General features: G+C 65.6%; 13 protein-coding genes and 2 rRNA genes. 11 read left to right on the plus strand and 4 right to left on the minus strand.

What is annotated here, in order from left to right:
• The 4 genes from FG99_RS23580 to FG99_RS23595 all read left to right on the plus strand — a co-directional run.
• Nucleotides 1–2,665 (plus strand): 23S ribosomal RNA (locus FG99_RS23580); the annotation flags it as partial.
• A 134-nt stretch (nucleotides 2,666–2,799) separates the two neighbouring features.
• A 5S ribosomal RNA gene (gene rrf, locus FG99_RS23585) occupies nucleotides 2,800–2,915 on the plus strand.
• 568 nt (nucleotides 2,916–3,483) lie between these two features.
• Entirely contained in the window at nucleotides 3,484–4,770 is a 1,287-nt protein-coding gene (locus tag FG99_RS23590; RefSeq protein ID WP_043272577.1) for a dicarboxylate/amino acid:cation symporter, read from the plus strand.
• A gap of 85 nt (nucleotides 4,771–4,855) precedes the next feature.
• Nucleotides 4,856–6,550: an NAD-dependent malic enzyme gene (locus FG99_RS23595; protein WP_043272928.1), complete on the plus strand. Its 1,695-nt coding sequence runs from the start codon at nucleotides 4,856–4,858 to the stop codon at nucleotides 6,548–6,550.
• A 22-nt stretch (nucleotides 6,551–6,572) separates the two neighbouring features.
• Here FG99_RS23595 and FG99_RS23600 read toward each other — a convergent pair whose 3' ends face one another.
• Both FG99_RS23600 and FG99_RS23605 read right to left on the minus strand, forming a co-directional pair.
• Nucleotides 6,573–6,923, minus strand: coding sequence for a hypothetical protein (locus FG99_RS23600; protein WP_043272929.1), 351 nt, complete (start codon nucleotides 6,921–6,923; stop codon nucleotides 6,573–6,575).
• A gap of 5 nt (nucleotides 6,924–6,928) precedes the next feature.
• Nucleotides 6,929–7,528 (minus strand): NAD(P)H-binding protein, encoded by a 600-nt coding sequence (locus FG99_RS23605; RefSeq protein WP_043272578.1) that lies wholly within the window; start codon nucleotides 7,526–7,528, stop codon nucleotides 6,929–6,931.
• A gap of 200 nt (nucleotides 7,529–7,728) precedes the next feature.
• Between FG99_RS23605 and FG99_RS23610 the strand changes: the two genes are divergently transcribed.
• The 7 genes from FG99_RS23610 (at nucleotide 7,729) to FG99_RS23640 (ending at nucleotide 14,572) form a co-directional block, all read left to right on the plus strand.
• On the plus strand, nucleotides 7,729–8,856 hold the full coding sequence (locus FG99_RS23610; RefSeq protein ID WP_043272579.1) for an AGE family epimerase/isomerase: 1,128 nt from the start codon (nucleotides 7,729–7,731) through the stop codon (nucleotides 8,854–8,856).
• A 155-nt stretch (nucleotides 8,857–9,011) separates the two neighbouring features.
• Entirely contained in the window at nucleotides 9,012–9,269 is a 258-nt protein-coding gene (locus FG99_RS23615; RefSeq protein ID WP_009620168.1) for a hypothetical protein, read from the plus strand.
• A 423-nt stretch (nucleotides 9,270–9,692) separates the two neighbouring features.
• Nucleotides 9,693–9,902: a cold-shock protein gene (locus tag FG99_RS23620; RefSeq protein WP_009620169.1), complete on the plus strand. Its 210-nt coding sequence runs from the start codon at nucleotides 9,693–9,695 to the stop codon at nucleotides 9,900–9,902.
• Nucleotides 9,903–10,341: 439 nt separating this feature from the next.
• Nucleotides 10,342–11,757, plus strand: coding sequence for a GABA permease (gabP, locus tag FG99_RS23625; protein ID WP_043272580.1), 1,416 nt, complete (start codon nucleotides 10,342–10,344; stop codon nucleotides 11,755–11,757).
• A 45-nt stretch (nucleotides 11,758–11,802) separates the two neighbouring features.
• Nucleotides 11,803–12,801 (plus strand): GlxA family transcriptional regulator, encoded by a 999-nt coding sequence (locus tag FG99_RS23630; protein ID WP_141766155.1) that lies wholly within the window; start codon nucleotides 11,803–11,805, stop codon nucleotides 12,799–12,801.
• A gap of 434 nt (nucleotides 12,802–13,235) precedes the next feature.
• Nucleotides 13,236–13,559 (plus strand): FAD-dependent oxidoreductase, encoded by a 324-nt coding sequence (locus FG99_RS23635; protein WP_043272582.1) that lies wholly within the window; start codon nucleotides 13,236–13,238, stop codon nucleotides 13,557–13,559.
• Between the two features lie 83 nt (nucleotides 13,560–13,642).
• Nucleotides 13,643–14,572, plus strand: a complete 930-nt coding sequence (locus FG99_RS23640) for a LysR family transcriptional regulator (protein ID WP_043272583.1) — start codon at nucleotides 13,643–13,645, stop codon at nucleotides 14,570–14,572.
• On the opposite strand, the gene FG99_RS23645 is transcribed toward FG99_RS23640, so the two are convergent.
• Together FG99_RS23645 and FG99_RS23650 are read right to left on the minus strand one after the other, a co-directional pair.
• Complete coding sequence (locus FG99_RS23645) at nucleotides 14,563–15,006, minus strand: GlcG/HbpS family heme-binding protein (protein WP_043272584.1); 444 nt, start codon at nucleotides 15,004–15,006, stop codon at nucleotides 14,563–14,565. The two genes, FG99_RS23640 and FG99_RS23645, sit on opposite strands and share 10 nt — an antisense overlap.
• Nucleotides 15,007–15,008: 2 nt before the next feature.
• Entirely contained in the window at nucleotides 15,009–16,352 is a 1,344-nt protein-coding gene (locus tag FG99_RS23650; RefSeq protein ID WP_043272585.1) for a metal-dependent hydrolase family protein, read from the minus strand.
• Nucleotides 16,353–16,472: the final 120 nt, after the last annotated feature.

Here is a 16,472-nt window from a genome sequence, read left to right on the forward strand (position 1 = left end):
AACCGAGATTCCCTTAGTAGTGGCGAGCGAACGGGGACTAGCCCTTAAGCTTCTTAGAATCTAGCAGAACGCTCTGGAAAGTGCGGCCATAGTGGGTGATAGCCCCGTATGTGAAAGGTTCCAGGAAGTGAAATCGAGTAGGACGGCGCACGTGAAACGTTGTCTGAACATGGGGGGACCATCCTCCAAGGCTAAATACTACTGACTGACCGATAGTGAACCAGTACCGTGAGGGAAAGGCGAAAAGAACCCCGGAGAGGGGAGTGAAATAGAACCTGAAACCGTATGCGTACAAGCAGTGGGAGCCCACTTGTTGGGTGACTGCGTACCTTTTGTATAATGGGTCAGCGACTTATATTCAGTGGCGAGCTTAACCGAATAGGGGAGGCGTAGCGAAAGCGAGTCTTAATAGGGCGTTTAGTCGCTGGGTATAGACCCGAAACCGGGCGATCTATCCATGAGCAGGTTGAAGGTTAGGTAACACTGACTGGAGGACCGAACCCACTCCCGTTGAAAAGGTAGGGGATGACTTGTGGATCGGAGTGAAAGGCTAATCAAGCTCGGAGATAGCTGGTTCTCCTCGAAAGCTATTTAGGTAGCGCCTCACGTATCACTCCAGGGGGTAGAGCACTGTTTCGGCTAGGGGGTCATCCCGACTTACCAAACCGATGCAAACTCCGAATACCTGGAAGTGTCAGCGTGGGAGACACACGGCGGGTGCTAACGTCCGTCGTGAAAAGGGAAACAACCCAGACCGTCAGCTAAGGTCCCAAAGTTGTGGTTAAGTGGTAAACGATGTGGGAAGGCTTAGACAGCTAGGAGGTTGGCTTAGAAGCAGCCACCCTTTAAAGAAAGCGTAATAGCTCACTAGTCGAGTCGGCCTGCGCGGAAGATGTAACGGGGCTCAAACCACACACCGAAGCTACGGGTGCATCGCAAGATGCGCGGTAGAGGAGCGTTCTGTAAGCCTGTGAAGGTGAGTTGAGAAGCTTGCTGGAGGTATCAGAAGTGCGAATGCTGACATGAGTAACGACAATGGGAGTGAAAAACTCCCACGCCGAAAGACCAAGGGTTCCTGCGCAACGTTAATCGACGCAGGGTTAGTCGGCCCCTAAGGCGAGGCAGAAATGCGTAGTCGATGGGAAACAGGTTAATATTCCTGTACTTCTAGTTACTGCGATGGAGGGACGGAGAAGGCTAGGCCAGCTTGGCGTTGGTTGTCCAAGTTTAAGGTTGTAGGCTGGGCACTTAGGCAAATCCGGGTGTTCAAGGCCGAGAGCTGATGACGAGCTTTCTTTTAGAGAGCGAAGTGGTTGATGCCATGCTTCCAGGAAAAGCTTCTAAGCTTCAGGTAACTAGGAACCGTACCCGAAACCGACACAGGTGGTCGGGTAGAGAATACCAAGGCGCTTGAGAGAACTCGGGTGAAGGAACTAGGCAAAATGGCACCGTAACTTCGGGAGAAGGTGCGCCGGTGAGGGTGAAGTATTTACTGCGTAAGCCCACGCCGGTCGAAGATACCAGGCCGCTGCGACTGTTTATTAAAAACACAGCACTCTGCAAACACGAAAGTGGACGTATAGGGTGTGACGCCTGCCCGGTGCCGGAAGGTTAATTGATGGGGTTAGCGAAAGCGAAGCTCTTGATCGAAGCCCCGGTAAACGGCGGCCGTAACTATAACGGTCCTAAGGTAGCGAAATTCCTTGTCGGGTAAGTTCCGACCTGCACGAATGGCGTAACGATGGCGGCGCTGTCTCCACCCGAGACTCAGTGAAATTGAAATCGCTGTGAAGATGCAGTGTATCCGCGGCTAGACGGAAAGACCCCGTGAACCTTTACTGTAGCTTTGCACTGGACTTTGAGCCTGCTTGTGTAGGATAGGTGGGAGGCTTTGAAGCGTGGACGCCAGTTCGCGTGGAGCCAACCTTGAAATACCACCCTGGCATGCTTGAGGTTCTAACTCTGATCCGTTATCCGGATCGAGGACAGTGTATGGTGGGCAGTTTGACTGGGGCGGTCTCCTCCTAAAGAGTAACGGAGGAGTACGAAGGTGCGCTCAGACCGGTCGGAAATCGGTCGCAGAGTATAAAGGCAAAAGCGCGCTTGACTGCGAGACAGACACGTCGAGCAGGTACGAAAGTAGGTCTTAGTGATCCGGTGGTTCTGTATGGAAGGGCCATCGCTCAACGGATAAAAGGTACTCCGGGGATAACAGGCTGATACCGCCCAAGAGTTCATATCGACGGCGGTGTTTGGCACCTCGATGTCGGCTCATCACATCCTGGGGCTGAAGCCGGTCCCAAGGGTATGGCTGTTCGCCATTTAAAGTGGTACGCGAGCTGGGTTTAGAACGTCGTGAGACAGTTCGGTCCCTATCTGCCGTGGACGTTTGAGATTTGAGAGGGGCTGCTCCTAGTACGAGAGGACCGGAGTGGACGAACCTCTGGTGTTCCGGTTGTCACGCCAGTGGCACTGCCGGGTAGCTATGTTCGGAATAGATAACCGCTGAAAGCATCTAAGCGGGAAACTAGCCTCAAGATGAGATCTCACTGGGAACTTGATTCCCCTGAAGGGCCGTCGAAGACTACGACGTTGATAGGTCGGGTGTGTAAGCGCTGTGAGGCGTTGAGCTAACCGATACTAATTGCCCGTGAGGCTTGACCATATAACACCCAAACAATTTGTGTGTTGGACGGTGAAGTCGACGAACCGAAAGTTCGTGTGAACCGCAAAGAAAACCTGTCACATACCCGAATCTGGGTGAGCGTGCGCGAAAGCCACGAGCATCCGAAAGAATTGCTTGACGACCATAGAGCGTTGGAACCACCTGATCCCATCCCGAACTCAGCAGTGAAACGACGCATCGCCGATGGTAGTGTGGGGGTTCCCCATGTGAGAGTAGGTCATCGTCAAGAACCTATCCCAAAACCCCTGATCAGCCTGGCTGGTCGGGGGTTTTGCTTTGGCGCGCGGAAAAGCCGGAACGGCAGAAGCGCTCCCGGCGTAGGGCGCATAACGCCTACGGCGTTATCCGCCGTTTGGCCTTGGCCCCCGGCGGCTCCGAGGTTGGCCTGGGCACGGCCTGTGGCCTCGGTGTATCGGCGGATAACCGCGAACGGTTATTCGCCCTACGGCTTGTCCTGGGCCGGTCATGGCGATGGGTATCGCTTCGCTCAACGCCATCCTACGCGTCCCGCCGACGCCACCATCCTACGCCGCCCCACCTGCGCCATTCCCCCTGTAGGAGCGCGCCCTGCGCGCGAATCGCGAGCAGGGCCCGCTCAGCAGGCAGATATTCGGAACTTCGCCTCGCTGTGTAGCGCCTATAGTCAGAAACAATAGGTAACAAGTTCCCGGCCACCGCCACTGCTCGCCGGGAGTCCACCGTCTGCAGGACGCGCTCTCGAGGATGGGGAGGCCCGGTCGTGGAGTCGGGTGCCGTGGCCAGGAGGGCCGGCGCCGATCTGGAGAAAGGTAGCCGCCATGAGCAAGAAACCCTTCTACAAGAGCCTCTACGTGCAGGTGCTGATCGCCATTGCCATCGGCATCGCCCTGGGCCACTTCTATCCGCAGACCGCGGTGCTGATGAAGCCCCTGGGCGACGGCTTCGTCAAACTGATCAAGATGGCCATCGCGCCCATCATCTTCTGCACAGTGGTCACCGGCATCGCCGGCATGCAGAGCATGAAGGCGGTGGGCAAGACCGGTGGCATGGCGCTGCTGTACTTCGAGGTGGTTTCCACCATCGCCCTGATCATCGGCCTGGCGGTGGTCAACATCGTCCAGCCGGGTGTGGGCATGCACGTCGACCCGGCCAGCCTGGATACCAGCAAGGTCGCCGCCTACGCCTCGGCCGGCGAGAAACAGAGCACCATCGAGTTCCTGCTCAACATCATCCCCAACACCGTGGTCGGCGCCTTCGCCAACGGTGATATCCTCCAGGTGCTGTTCTTCTCCGTGCTGTTCGGCTACGCGCTGCACCGCATGGGCAGCCTGGGCCAGCCGATCTTCCTGTTCATCGAGCGTTTCACCCAGGTGATGTTCAACATCATCAACGTGATCATGAAGGTCGCTCCCATCGGCGCCTTCGGTGCCATGGCTTTCACCATCGGAGCCTATGGCGTGGGGTCGCTGGTGCAACTGGGCGAGCTGATGGCCTGCTTCTACCTCACCTGCATCCTCTTCGTGCTCCTCGTGCTGGGCAGCATCGCGCGCTTCCATGGCTTCAACATCCTGCGTTTCATCAACTACATCCGCGAGGAGCTGCTGATCGTTCTCGGCACTTCCTCGTCGGAGTCCGCGCTGCCGCGGATGATCGCCAAGATGGAGAAGCTGGGTTGCGACAAGACCGTGGTCGGCCTGGTGATTCCCACCGGCTATTCCTTCAACCTCGACGGCACCTCGATCTACCTGACCATGGCCGCGGTGTTCATTGCCCAGGCCACCGATACGCAGATGGACATCATCCACCAGGTGACCCTGCTGGCGGTGCTGCTGATCGCCTCCAAGGGCGCGGCCGGCGTCACCGGCTCGGGCTTCATCGTCCTGGCCGCCACCCTGTCCGCCGTGGGCCACCTGCCGGTCGCCGGCCTGGCGCTGATCCTCGGCATCGACCGCTTCATGTCCGAGGCCCGCGCCCTGACCAACCTGGTGGGCAACGGCGTGGCCACCGTTGTGGTAGCCAAGTGGTGCAAGGAGCTGGACGAGGAAACCCTGCATCGCGAACTGGCCGCCGGACCCTCGGAGCTCGAAGCATCGATGGATCATTGAAAGCTTCACGCGCTACCCTCTACGGCGCCCCTGCACGGGGCGCTGTCGTTTCCTGAAGCCCGTCATGCAGGCAGTGGAGAAAGCCATGACCGAACGCAAGTCGAACTACCCGCTGTACACCCACTATTCGGGCCCGGCCCTGCTGGAGATGCCGCTGCTGAACAAGGGCAGCGCCTTCAGCCCGCAGGAGCGCATCGACTTCAACCTCATCGGCCTGCTGCCGCAGACCGTGGAGACCATCGAAGAACAGGCCGAGCGCGTCTACCAGCAGTACCTGCAATGCGCCTCCGACCTCGACCGGCACGTCTACCTGCGCTCCATCCAGGACAACAACGAGACGCTGTTCTTCCGCCTGCTCGAAGGCCACCTGGAGGAGATGCTGCCGATCATCTACACCCCCACGGTAGGCCAGGCCTGCCAGGACTTCTCGAAGATCTACCGCACCCACCGCGGGCTGTTCGTCTCCTGGCCGGACCGCGAGCGCATCGACGACGTGCTGCGCAGCGCCACCAAGGACAAGGTGAAGATCATCGTGGTCACCGACAGCGAGCGCATTCTCGGCCTGGGCGACCAGGGCATCGGCGGCATGGGCATCCCCATCGGCAAGCTGTCGCTGTACACCGCTTGCGGCGGCATCAGCCCGGCCTACACGCTTCCCATCGTGCTCGACGTGGGCACCAACAACCAGGCGCTGCTGGACGACCCGCTGTACATGGGCTGGCGCCACCCGCGCATCAGCGGCAAGGACTACGACGACTTCGTCGAGCTGTTCATCCGCGCCGTGCAGCGCCGCTGGCCGGGTGTGCTGCTGCAGTTCGAGGACTTCGCCCAGACCAACGCCATGCCTTTGCTTGCGCGCTACCGCGACCAGTTGTGCTGCTTCAACGACGACATCCAGGGCACCGCCTCGGTGGCGGTCGGCACCCTGCTGGCGGCGTGCAAGGTCAAGCAGCAGAAGCTCAGCGAGCAGGTGATCACCTTCGTCGGCGCTGGTTCCGCCGGCTGCGGCATCGCCGAGCACATCATCGCCGCCATGCAACTGGAAGGGCTGTCCGAGGCGCAGGCGCGCCAGCGCATCTTCATGGTCGACCGCCACGGCCTGCTGGTGGAGGGCATGGACGGCCTGCTGGACTTCCAGCGCAAGCTGGCGCAGAAGGCTGCCGACGTGGCCGACTGGCAGCGCGGCGAGGACGGCATCGGCCTGCTCGAAGTGGTCAGCCGGGCCAAGCCGACGGTGATGATCGGCGTTTCCGGGCAGCGCGGGCTGTTCAGCGAGGCGGTGATCCGCGAGATGTACAAGCACTGCCCGCTGCCGCTGGTGATGCCGCTGTCCAACCCGACCTCGCGGGTCGAGGCGACGCCGGCGGAAATCCTCCAGTGGACCGAGGGCCGCGCGCTGGTCGCCACCGGCAGCCCGTTCCAGCCGGTGGAGCATGGCGGACGCAGCATCCACATCGCCCAGTGCAACAACTCCTACATCTTCCCCGGCATTGGCCTGGGGGTGATCGCCGCCGGCGCCCGGCGCGTGACCGAGGCGATGCTGATGGCCGCCTCCAACGCCCTGGCCGAGTGCTCGCCGGTGGTGACGGGGGAGGGCGATGCGGTGCTGCCGCCGCTGCGCGACATCCAGCAGGTCAGCCGGCGCATCGCCTTCGCCGTGGCCAAGCAGGCCCAGGCCGAGGGCGTGGCGCTGGAAACCCCGGACGACATGCTCCAGGCCGCCATCGAGCGCAACTTCTGGGTGCCGCGCTACCGCGAGTACCGCCGTCGCTCGTTGTGAGGTTGCCGCTACAGGCGTTGCGCTAGCGCTTCCAGCGCCCGTGGCGCTCTTCGCCTGCCGGGCGCCCTGCGCGGCGCTCCTGCAGGGCGAACTGCAGGGCCTTGGCTGCGCCGGCGCCGAGCAGTCCGCCCAGCAGGGTGGCGACGACCTGCAGCAGCAGGCCCAGCGCGCTGGCGGCGTTCATCTCGCGCAGGAAGGTCGCCGCTTCCGGCCAGAGCGCCAGCCACAGGCCGACGAAGCCCAGCACCAGGTCGTACCAGAAGGCGCCGACCCCGGCGGGGCGGTAACCGCGAACGAAGAGGATGAAGGCGCTGAAGGCCAGCGCCAGGAGCAGAGTGCCCAGCGTCTGGCTGAGCGCATCAGGACCGGACATGGCCATCACCTCCCTGCCTCGCGCAGACGCAGGCACTGGCGGCTGTGCAGCCCCAGGCGCACCTCGTCGAGCAGCGCCTCGGCACAGGACAGGGCCTGCTGGCTCGCCTTGTCCATGGGCGCGGCGGCGCGGCTGAAGTCATCGATGCGCAGGCCTTCGATCAAGTCCGGCGCCTCCACCAGCGTCCAGTTCAGGCCGCTCACCTCCAGGCTGCGCGCAAGGCCGGCGCCGAGTTGCTCGTCGGCGGCATCTTGCGGCGCCACCAGCCACTGCCAGTGGCCCACCAGGAACAGCCGCGGCATGCCGGCGCGCAACGCACCGTCGATGAGCGCGCCGCACTGCGGCGGCAGCTGTTGCGGCGGTTGGTCGCCGAGCATGGCGAAGACCACGTCGAGCCCCGTCACCGCCTCGCTGACCTCGATGGACGACGCCAGGCCGCCCAGCTTGCAGCGCAGGCCGGGGCGCGCACGCAGGTCGTTGAGGTCCTCCACCAGGGCGCTGACCTCGTGCTGCCGGTGCAGCGCGGCGGCGACCAGGGCCTGGCCGAGGCTGTCGAAGGGGCGGAACACGCCCAGCTTCAGCGTGGGGGTCTCGAGGTTGTGCATGGCGCTTCCTCCGATTGAAGGGCAGGGCGGGCCTATGCATATCGAAGCCTTGGCGAGGGCGGAGGTTCCGCCGGCCTGGCAGTTGACTGGGGCAGGGAGTGGAGCACGCAGTCCGGTGTCGAGTGCGGGCGGGTTCTTTCCGAGGGGCTTTTCCTCTATCTTCTGCGCTTGCGCCTTCCTTCCTCACGCAGACTCGCCGCATGTCCGTCCCGTCGTTCCTTTCGCCATCCCTCACCGCCGGTATCGAGGCGTTGACCCGTCACTACGCCGACACCGTCCTGCCGCTGTGGCGCGCCGCCGGCTGGAACGAGGCGCTGCAGCTGCCCTACGAGTCGCTCGACGACCGCAGCGGGCAGCCCCTGCCCGCGGTGCGCTACCGCGCCATGGCCTGCGCCCGCCAGCTGTTCGTCTTCAGCCACGCGGGGCCTGCCGGCGCTGCTCGGGCCGAGGCATTGTTCGACTCGCTGCAACGCCACTTCGGCGATGGCCAGGGGGCCTGGCTCTACAGCATCGACGCGGCCGGCAAGCCGCTGGACAGCCGCCGCGACCTCTACACCTTCGCCTTCGTGGTGTTCGCCTGCGCGCAGTATCACAAGCTCAGTGGCAACGCGGCTGCGCTGGAGCTGATGACGCGCACCACCGAGCTGATCGAGCAGCGCTTCGCCGATGGCCAGGGGTTGTACCTGTCCGCGCTGGCCGAGGATTTCGCAGACGACGGCGCGCCCGTGCTGCAGAACCCCATCATGCACCTCACCGAGGCCTATCTGGCGGCCTATGCCATCGCCGGCGAGCCCTGGTACGGAGAGCGCCTGCAGGCGATCGGCGCCGCGGTATTGGCGCGCTTCGTCGACCCGGCCAGCGGCTGCATCGCCGAGCTGCCGCAAGGCGAGGCGGGCAACCGCATCGAGCCGGGGCATCAGTTCGAATGGTTCTCGCTGGTCATGGGCGCGCCGGCGTTGTTCGCCGGTTCGGCCCTGGAGGCCGCGCTGCGTCGCGCCTTCGTCTTCGCCCGGCAGCATGGCGTGGCCGCCGATACCCTCGGCGTCAGTGCCGCACTGGCGGCGGACGGCACGCTGCAGGACGCCACCCAGCGCATCTGGGCGCAGACCGAGTTCGCCCGCGCCCTGGCCGTGGAGGGTAGCGCCCGATCCCTCGATACCCTGGCGCTCTGGACCGAGCGCTTCCGTTCGCGCTTCCTCCACGACGGCGGCTGGCACGAGGTGCTGGGGCCTGACGGCGAGGTGCTGCGCGCGGACATGCCGTCCACCACGCCCTACCACCTGCTGGGCGCCTACCAGGCGCTGCAGGCCCTGGTTGGGCGCGTCTGACTCCTTGTACCGCCCGGCGGCCATGCCTTTGGCAGGGGCGATCCGGCGGAACCGCTGGCAAGCTGGAGAGTCCGTGAAAGGGTGGGCGAGCGTCCGCCATCTCGCGCAACTCCAGCCATGTGAACGGCCTGCCAGCGGGCCAGGGGGAACGATGCATGCAACAGCGAACCAGTGAGCCGAACTTCATGCCACCCAGCGAGTACACCACCTCCAGCGGGGTGGCGGTGCTCATCTCGCCGCGTTACGCCGGCCCCGGCAAGGTCGCCGAGATGCTGCTTTCGCTGGCGAAGGTGCCCACCAGCGTATCGCCGCTGGACGTGGTGATCGGGCCCTGGGAATCCCATGAGGCCGCCTTCGAGGCCTCCTTCGCCGCCGCCGAGCGCTGGGTGGACCAGCTCGACGGGAGGACCTGAGCCGGGCTTTTCGCGTTATCCATTAGCGCATTCCCGGGGCATATGGGGCGCCGAGGTGCTTTCGTTTCTTGCAGGCCGCGCTGGGATGCTCTTCGTATGAGCGAGCCATGCCCACCTCCGGCTCTACCTGTAGGAGCGCGCCCTGCGCGCGAATCGCGGGCAGGGCCCGCTCCTACAGGTGTTGGGAGACGCTTCCTGCGCGTCGTGGAAAGGCGACCGGCCGTCCAGAATCGCGATGCGGAAAAGAAAATGCTGTTCAAATCCGTCGAACCCTGTATTCTGCTGCCACTGCCTGCCAGTTTAGCGCCTCCGTCTTGATGTTCAGTCCGTTCTGATTTCCATCTCCTCGGTTTCTCTTCACTCTGCATTCAGTTTCAGCCAGGCATGTCGCCTGTGCTCGTTCCTACCTTGGAGATCTACATCATGGCAAACCGCCAAACTGGTACCGTCAAGTGGTTCAACGCTGAGAAGGGCTTCGGCTTCATCACCCCGGAAAGCGGCCCGGACGTCTTCGTTCACTTCCGCCAGATCGAATCCACCGGCTACAAGAGCCTCGACGAGGGCCAGCGCGTCAGCTTCCTCGTGACTGCCGGCGCCAAAGGCCCGCAGGCCGAGCAGGTTCAAGCCCTGTAAGCGCACCTTCTGGTGCCCGAAGCCCCGCATCGCATTGCGGGGCTTTTCGTTTGTGCTCGAAAAATCCCTCTCGCAATCGAAACTCCGCTACCTCGGCCGGGCAATCTGGTACTCGATGACCGACGCCGTCGCCTGTCTCGCCCCTGACCGGGCGCTCCGTATCTCCGCGCAGACGCTGTCCGTGGACGGTCGCTGCATCTAGCAGCGTCGCTGCCTTTCCTCTTCTTCCTCTTTCCGCCGATGTCGTTTTCATGCTGTCGCCAGCGCCGGGCCTGGGCGCTCGCGGGCGAGGCCATGTCGTTTTTGCTCATACCCATGGCGATCCTGGGCAAATGCCCGGATGACGCCCTGGAATAGGGTTGTGCCCGCGTCCCGCAGTCCGGGACGCCCGCCAGGTGGCGCCTTGCCACCGCATAACAAATTCAACAAAGGCCGATCGATGAGTATTCCAAGTGCGAAAGGCGCCAGTGGCGAACTGGTCCAGGGCTTCAAGCCGCGCCATGTGACCATGCTGTCCATTGCCGGGATCATAGGCGCGGGGTTGTTCGTCGGTTCCGGCCATGCCATCGCCGCCGCGGGGCCTGCCGCCATCCTGGCCTACGCGCTGTCCGGGCTGCTGGTGGTGCTGGTGATGCGCATGCTCGGCGAGATGGCCGTGGCCCGCCCCGACACCGGCTCCTTCTCCGCCTACGCCGACCAGGCCATCGGCCGCTGGGCCGGCTTCACCATCGGCTGGCTGTACTGGTGGTTCTGGGTGCTGGTGATCCCCATCGAGGCGATCGCCGCCGGGGTGATCTTCAACAGCTGGTTCCCGCAGGTGCAGACCTGGGTGTTCGCCCTGGTGATGACGCTGCTGCTGACCGTCACCAACCTGTTCAGCGTGGCCAAGTACGGCGAGTTCGAGTTCTGGTTCGCCATGCTCAAGGTGGGCGCCATCGTGCTGTTCATCAGCCTGGGCGCGGCGGCGCTGCTCGGCGTGCTGCCGGCGGGGCACGAGGTCAGCGGCCTGGGCAGCCTGATGCGCGAGCACGGCGGCTTCCTGCCCAACGGCTGGGGCGCCATCTTCACTGCGCTGATCACCACGCTGTTCAGCTTCATCGGCACCGAGGCGGTGACCATCGCCGCCGCCGAATCCAGCGACCCGCGGCGCAACATCGCCAAGGCCACGCGGGCGGTGATCTGGCGCATCAGCGTGTTCTACCTGCTGTCGATCCTGGTGATCATCTCCGTGGTGCCCTGGAACGACCCCATGCTCACGGTGCAGGGCTCCTACCAGCGCGCCCTGGAACTGATGAACGTGCCCCACGCCAAGCTGATGATGGACGTGGTGGTGCTGGTGGCCGTGGCCAGCTGCCTGAACTCCTCGATCTACATCGCCTCGCGGATGATCTACTCGCTGAGCCGCCGCAACGACGCGCCGGCCTTCATCCAGCGCACCTCGGCGGCGGGAGTGCCGCGGGCCGCGGTCATCGCCAGCACCCTGATCGGTATGCTCACCACCGTGCTGAACTTCATCGCCCCGGCGCGGGTGTTCGACTTCCTCCTCGCCAGCTCCGGCTCCATCGCCCTGCTGGTGTACCTGGCCATCGCCGTCTCGCAGCTGCGCATGCGCGCCAATCTGCAGCGCAGCAACCAGGAGATCGCCTGCCGCATGTGGCTGTTCCCCTGGCTGACCTGGGCGGTGATCGCCTTCATCACCTCCGTGCTGGTGGTGATGTTCATCCTGCCGGAGCACCGCGTCGAAGTGAGCTCCACCCTCGGCCTGACCGTGGCCACGGTGCTGCTGAGCTTCACCACCCGGCGCCAGGGCGCCCATGCCGGCAGCCGCTTCGACCCGTTGCGGTCGGCCGGCTGAGGACAGGAGTCGCGATTGGTAGAACGGCGGCAATTCAGCGGCGCCATGCAGGGCCGCAACCTCAGGTTCCTTTCCGCGCCCCGGGCAGGCGCGCAACGCCAGGGGCGGGTGGGCTTCCTGCTGCTGGAGCATTTCTCCCTGCCGGCCTTCACCCAGGCGCTGGACACCCTGGTCACCGCCAACCTGATCCGCGCCGACGCCTTCGCCACCGGCACCTTCAGCCTGGACGGCGAATCGGTCACCAGCGACCTGGGGCTGGTCATCTGCCCGGGCGCGGTACTGGCGTCGGCGGCGCTCGCCGGGCTGGACCTGCTGGTGGTTTGCGGCGGCCTGCGCACGCCACTGCGCGCCACGCCGGAACTGACGCGCCTGCTGCAACTGGCGGCGGAGAAGGGCGTGGCCCTGGCCGGGTTGTGGAACGGCGCCTGGTTCCTCGGCCAGGCCGGCCTGCTGAACGGCTACCGCTGCGCAGTACACCCGGAGAACCGCGCCGCGCTGGCGGAGATCGCCCGGCACAGCGAAGTCACCAGCGAGAGCTACATGGTCGACCGCGACCGCCTCACCGCGGCGAGCCCGACCGGGGCCTTCAACATGGTGCTGGAGTGGATGGACGCGCTGCACGGCCGCGAACTGGTGGAAGCCGTGGCGGACATCCTCGCCTTCGAGGAATCGCGCTTCCGCCGCGCCCGGCCGGCGCTGCACGAGAAGCTCAGCGAGCCGCTGCGCGAGGCCATCAACCTGATGAGCGCCAACATCGAGGAGCCGCTCAGCCAGGAGCAGCTGGCGCGCTACGTCGGCCGCTCCAAGCGGCAGATCGAAAGGCTGTTCCAGCAGCAGCTGGGCACCACGCCGGTGCGCTACTACCTGGAGCTGCGCATCACCGAAAGCCGCCGCCTGCTGCAGCATTCGGACCTGCCGATGTTCGAGGTGGGCCTGGCCTGCGGCTTCGTCTCGCCCAGCCATTTCAGCAAGTGCTACACGTCTTTCTACGGGTACCCGCCGTCGAAGGAAGTGCGCCATGGGTGTGTGAAGTCGGTGCGGTAGGTTGGCTTGTGGAAATGGCGGATAACGCTGGGGCGTTATGCGCTCTAGGATTCGGGAGGGGTGGTTCCGGGGGCCGAGGTGTTTTGGATTGACTCCGTTCCCTCTCCCCAGCCCTCGGCTGCGCGCCCCGCCCTGAAGGGAGAGGGGGCTTGTCCGTGCCGAGACAAGCTTTGGTGTTAGTCGGGAACTCGGTACAAGCCGACTAACGCCGAAACACCAGCGCGCTCCGAACGGTCCCCTCTCCCTTCAGGGAGAGGGTTAGGGAGAGGGGCGGCCTCGAACCCGAGCACCAGAACGCCCGGCGAACCCCGCGCTGCCTTGAACGTAGGACGGACAACCGCGAACGGTCATGCGCCCCACGCCACCGTAGGATGGGTTGAGCGAAGCGATACCCATCGCCACGCCCGCATGGGTTTCGCCAGGCGGTGCTGGAGATGGTCGATTACCACCGGCGCTTCGAGGTGCCCATCCGCCTGGTGGAAGGCCCGGAATTGCGCGAGCTGGAACCGGCGCTCAACGCCCGCGCCACCTGCGCGGTGGAGCTGCCCGGGGTGAGCCGCACGCTCGACCCCTACGCCCCCAGCCGGCGCCTGTTCGAGCGCTTCCTGCGCCTGCCCCAGGTGTTCTACAACTTCGGCCACGGCCATATCGGCCTGACCTTGGGCGCCATCACCGGCCAACTGCTGGCCGAGCAGGCCTCGGGATTGGCGCCTTCGGTGTCGCTGGAGCCCTTCCTGGCGCGGCGTTTCGCAGGGTAAGCGCCGGCAGGTATCGCCTGGCGCGATACCTGCCAGCGGCAAACGCGCTCCGTCGCCGGTGTCGCGCGGGGTATAAAGCGCCCATGCGCTACCGTCGTCTCGACCTCAACCTGCTGGTGGCCCTGGCCGCGCTGCTCGACGAGTGCAGCGTCAGCCGGGCCGCCGAACGCCTCCACCTGGGCCAGTCGGCCACCAGCGCGGCGCTGGCGCGCCTGCGCGAGCATTTCAACGACCCGCTGCTGCTGCCGGTGGGGCGGCGCCTGGTGCCCAGCGCCCTGGGCCGCCAGTTGCTGCCGAAGGTGCGCGAGGCGCTGGCCCTGGCCGGCGAGGTGGTGGATGCGGCGGTGGTGTTCGACCCTTCGCGCTGCGACCGGCGCTTCACCCTGGTGGCCTCGGACTACGTGGCGGCGACCCTGTTGCCGGCGGCCAGCCGCGAACTGTCGCGGCTGGCGCCGGGGGCCTCGCTGGTGGTGCGCGACCTGCCGCTGCCGCGTGATGGAGACGTGGTCGCCGAGGCCCTGGAATACCGCCGCAGCGACCTGGTGATAGTGCCGCAGCGCCGGGTGAATACCCGTTATCCGCAGATGCCGCTGCTCAGCGACGAGCTGTGCTGCATCGTCTGCGCCGGGCAAGCAGCCTTCGCCGAAGGCCTGAGCCTGGCCGACTATTGCGCCGCCGAGCACGTGCTGCGCGAGTTCGCCGACGGCCAGAACCTGGCCATGGACGCGCTGCACCTGCGCGAGCTGGGCATCGAACGGCGCGTGGCGGTGGCGGTGCAGAGCTTCGCGCTGATGGCCGAGTTCATCGTCGGCACGCCGCGGGTGGCCACGCTGTTCCGCCGTCAGGCGCAGACCCTGGCGCGGCGCTACCCGCTGCGCGTGCTGCCGGCGCCGCTGGCCTTCCCGGCGGCGCCGCAGCTGTTGCAGTGGCACCCGCAGCAGGACCTGGACCCGGCGCTGGCCTGGCTCCGCGGACTGCTGGCGGAGCAGGCCGCGAGGCTGGATCAGGCCTGAGCGTCGCCGGTGTCGCCGTGCAGGCCCAACTCCTCGATGGCCAGCAGGGCGCAGCGCTCGTCGTTGTCGGAGGTGTCGCCGCTCACGCCGATTGCGCCGAGCAGGTTGCCGGCCTCGTCGCGCAGCAGAATGCCGCCGGGCACCGGGATCACCTCGCCGCCGGTCAGGCTGTTGATCGCATCGAAGAACGCCGGCATGGCCTGGGCGCGGCGCGCCAGTTCGCGGCCGCCGAAGCCCATGCCCAGGCAGCCGCGGGCCTTGCCGCTGGCGATCTGCGGGCGCAGGAAGCTGGCCTGCTCGTCGCGCAGCACTGCCAGCGGGTGGCCGGCGGCGTCCAGCACCGCGGTGGCCAGCGGGCGCAGGCCCAGCGTTCGGGCATGGCGTAGGGTGGCGGCGGCCAGTTGCGCGGCGCGTTCGAAATCGAGGGTGGTCATGCTCACAGGCTCCATTTGCCGAGTTGGGCGACGCGGTCGCGGGTGTAGAGGTCGGTCCATTTCAGCGAATTGAAGTCCGACACCTGCTTGGGGTTGTACGCCGTGCGCTGCAGGCGCACCGGTTCGCCGGCCTTGTACACGGCCTGCAGGCGTTGGCGGTCCTGGAGGATGCGGATGTCGTCCAGGGGCGAGCCGTCGAGCAGCAGCAGGTCGGCCTGCTTGCCCGCTTCCAGCGTGCCCAGCGTCTCGCCGCGCGGCATCAGCCGGGCGCCGACGTTGGTGGCGGCGTACAGCGCCTCGGCCGGGGTGAAGCCCAGGCGGGTGACCAGTAGCTCCAGCTCGCGGGCATGCCATTCGCCGTAGGGGGTGACGGCGAAGCCGCTGTCGCTGCCGCAGGCGAAGGGGATGCCGGCGGCCTTGGCGCGCTTGAGCACCGGGGTGCCCAGCTCCAGGGTGCGCGCGCAGTAGCCGGCGTAGCCGGTGGCGATGGCCGGGTCGTGGGGCTGGCAGAAGTCCACGGTGTTCTGCGGGAAGGTCATGGTCGGGGCCAGCACGCTGCCGGCCTCCAGCAGCGCCTCGATGCAGGCGTCGTCCATGTAGAAGGCATGGAACACCAGGTCCACCCCGGCCCTGGCCGCGTACATCACCGCCTCGCGGCCGTAGGCGTGGGTGGCCACCCGGCAGCCCAGGCGGTGGGCTTCCTCGACCATTTCGCGGGTCTCGTCGGCGGTGAAGGCGGCGATGATCTCGCCGTTGGGCCGGCGGTGGGTGCCGTCCATGGCGATCTTGATCAGGTCGACGCCGTCCTTGGCCTGCTTGCGGATTTCGGCGATGGCCTCGGTGCGGCTGGTGACCAGGGCGGCGGTGAAGTATTCCGGCGCGCCGACGCGGCTGGGGAACCAGTCGTTGAGGCTCTGCCGGTTGGTGATCACGCGGCTGCTGGCGGCGATGCGCGGACCCTCGAACAGCCCGGCGTTGACCGTGTTGCGCACGGCGATGCTGAGCTGGCCGCTGTCGCCGGGGCAGACCATGGAGGTGACGCCGGCGGCGAGCACGTGCTGGGCGAAGAACAGCCCGCGCAGGGCGCGGAATTCGTCGCTGGTCCAGATATCGATGTCTTCCTCGCTCTGGGCGTTGCCGAAGGCCAGGTGGGTGTGCACGTCCACCAGCCCGGGCATGACGAAGGCGGCGCGTTCCTCGCGGTCGCCCGGTTGCGGCCGCGGGGCCTGGGCGGTCGGCCCGACATGGCGGATGAGGCCGTTGTCGATGATCAGCGTCTGGGCGTGGCGGGCCTCCAGGCCGGTGCCGTCGAACAGGGTGGAGCAGTGCAGGTGCAGGGCGCCCATGGGCGTTTCTCCTCGGCTTCTTGTTGTGCCGGCAGGCTAGGACGGCGCCGGCCCGGCTGACCAACAGATGCTGTCGATGCGCGGCCATCGATGGTGTCGATACCTGGTGCGGGCCCCGTG

Origin of the sequence: Pseudomonas sp. AAC (assembly GCF_000725445.1) — a bacterium.
Lineage (GTDB): Bacteria > Pseudomonadota > Gammaproteobacteria > Pseudomonadales > Pseudomonadaceae > Pseudomonas > Pseudomonas citronellolis.

What these genes read in the sequence shown, in the direction of transcription:
- FG99_RS23590 (WP_043272577.1), top strand. Translation starts at nt 3,484, where the DNA reads ATGAGCAAGAAACCCTTCTACAAGAGCCTCTACGTGCAGGTGCTGATC.
- FG99_RS23595 (WP_043272928.1), top strand. Translation starts at nt 4,856, where the DNA reads ATGACCGAACGCAAGTCGAACTACCCGCTGTACACCCACTATTCGGGC.
- FG99_RS23600 (WP_043272929.1), bottom strand. Translation starts at nt 6,923, where the DNA reads ATGTCCGGTCCTGATGCGCTCAGCCAGACGCTGGGCACTCTGCTCCTG.
- FG99_RS23605 (WP_043272578.1), bottom strand. Translation starts at nt 7,528, where the DNA reads ATGCACAACCTCGAGACCCCCACGCTGAAGCTGGGCGTGTTCCGCCCC.
- FG99_RS23610 (WP_043272579.1), top strand. Translation starts at nt 7,729, where the DNA reads ATGTCCGTCCCGTCGTTCCTTTCGCCATCCCTCACCGCCGGTATCGAG.
- FG99_RS23615 (WP_009620168.1), top strand. Translation starts at nt 9,012, where the DNA reads ATGCAACAGCGAACCAGTGAGCCGAACTTCATGCCACCCAGCGAGTAC.
- FG99_RS23620 (WP_009620169.1), top strand. Translation starts at nt 9,693, where the DNA reads ATGGCAAACCGCCAAACTGGTACCGTCAAGTGGTTCAACGCTGAGAAG.
- gabP (WP_043272580.1), top strand. Translation starts at nt 10,342, where the DNA reads ATGAGTATTCCAAGTGCGAAAGGCGCCAGTGGCGAACTGGTCCAGGGC.
- FG99_RS23630 (WP_141766155.1), top strand. Translation starts at nt 11,803, where the DNA reads ATGCAGGGCCGCAACCTCAGGTTCCTTTCCGCGCCCCGGGCAGGCGCG.
- FG99_RS23635 (WP_043272582.1), top strand. Translation starts at nt 13,236, where the DNA reads ATGGTCGATTACCACCGGCGCTTCGAGGTGCCCATCCGCCTGGTGGAA.
- FG99_RS23640 (WP_043272583.1), top strand. Translation starts at nt 13,643, where the DNA reads ATGCGCTACCGTCGTCTCGACCTCAACCTGCTGGTGGCCCTGGCCGCG.
- FG99_RS23645 (WP_043272584.1), bottom strand. Translation starts at nt 15,006, where the DNA reads ATGACCACCCTCGATTTCGAACGCGCCGCGCAACTGGCCGCCGCCACC.
- FG99_RS23650 (WP_043272585.1), bottom strand. Translation starts at nt 16,352, where the DNA reads ATGGGCGCCCTGCACCTGCACTGCTCCACCCTGTTCGACGGCACCGGC.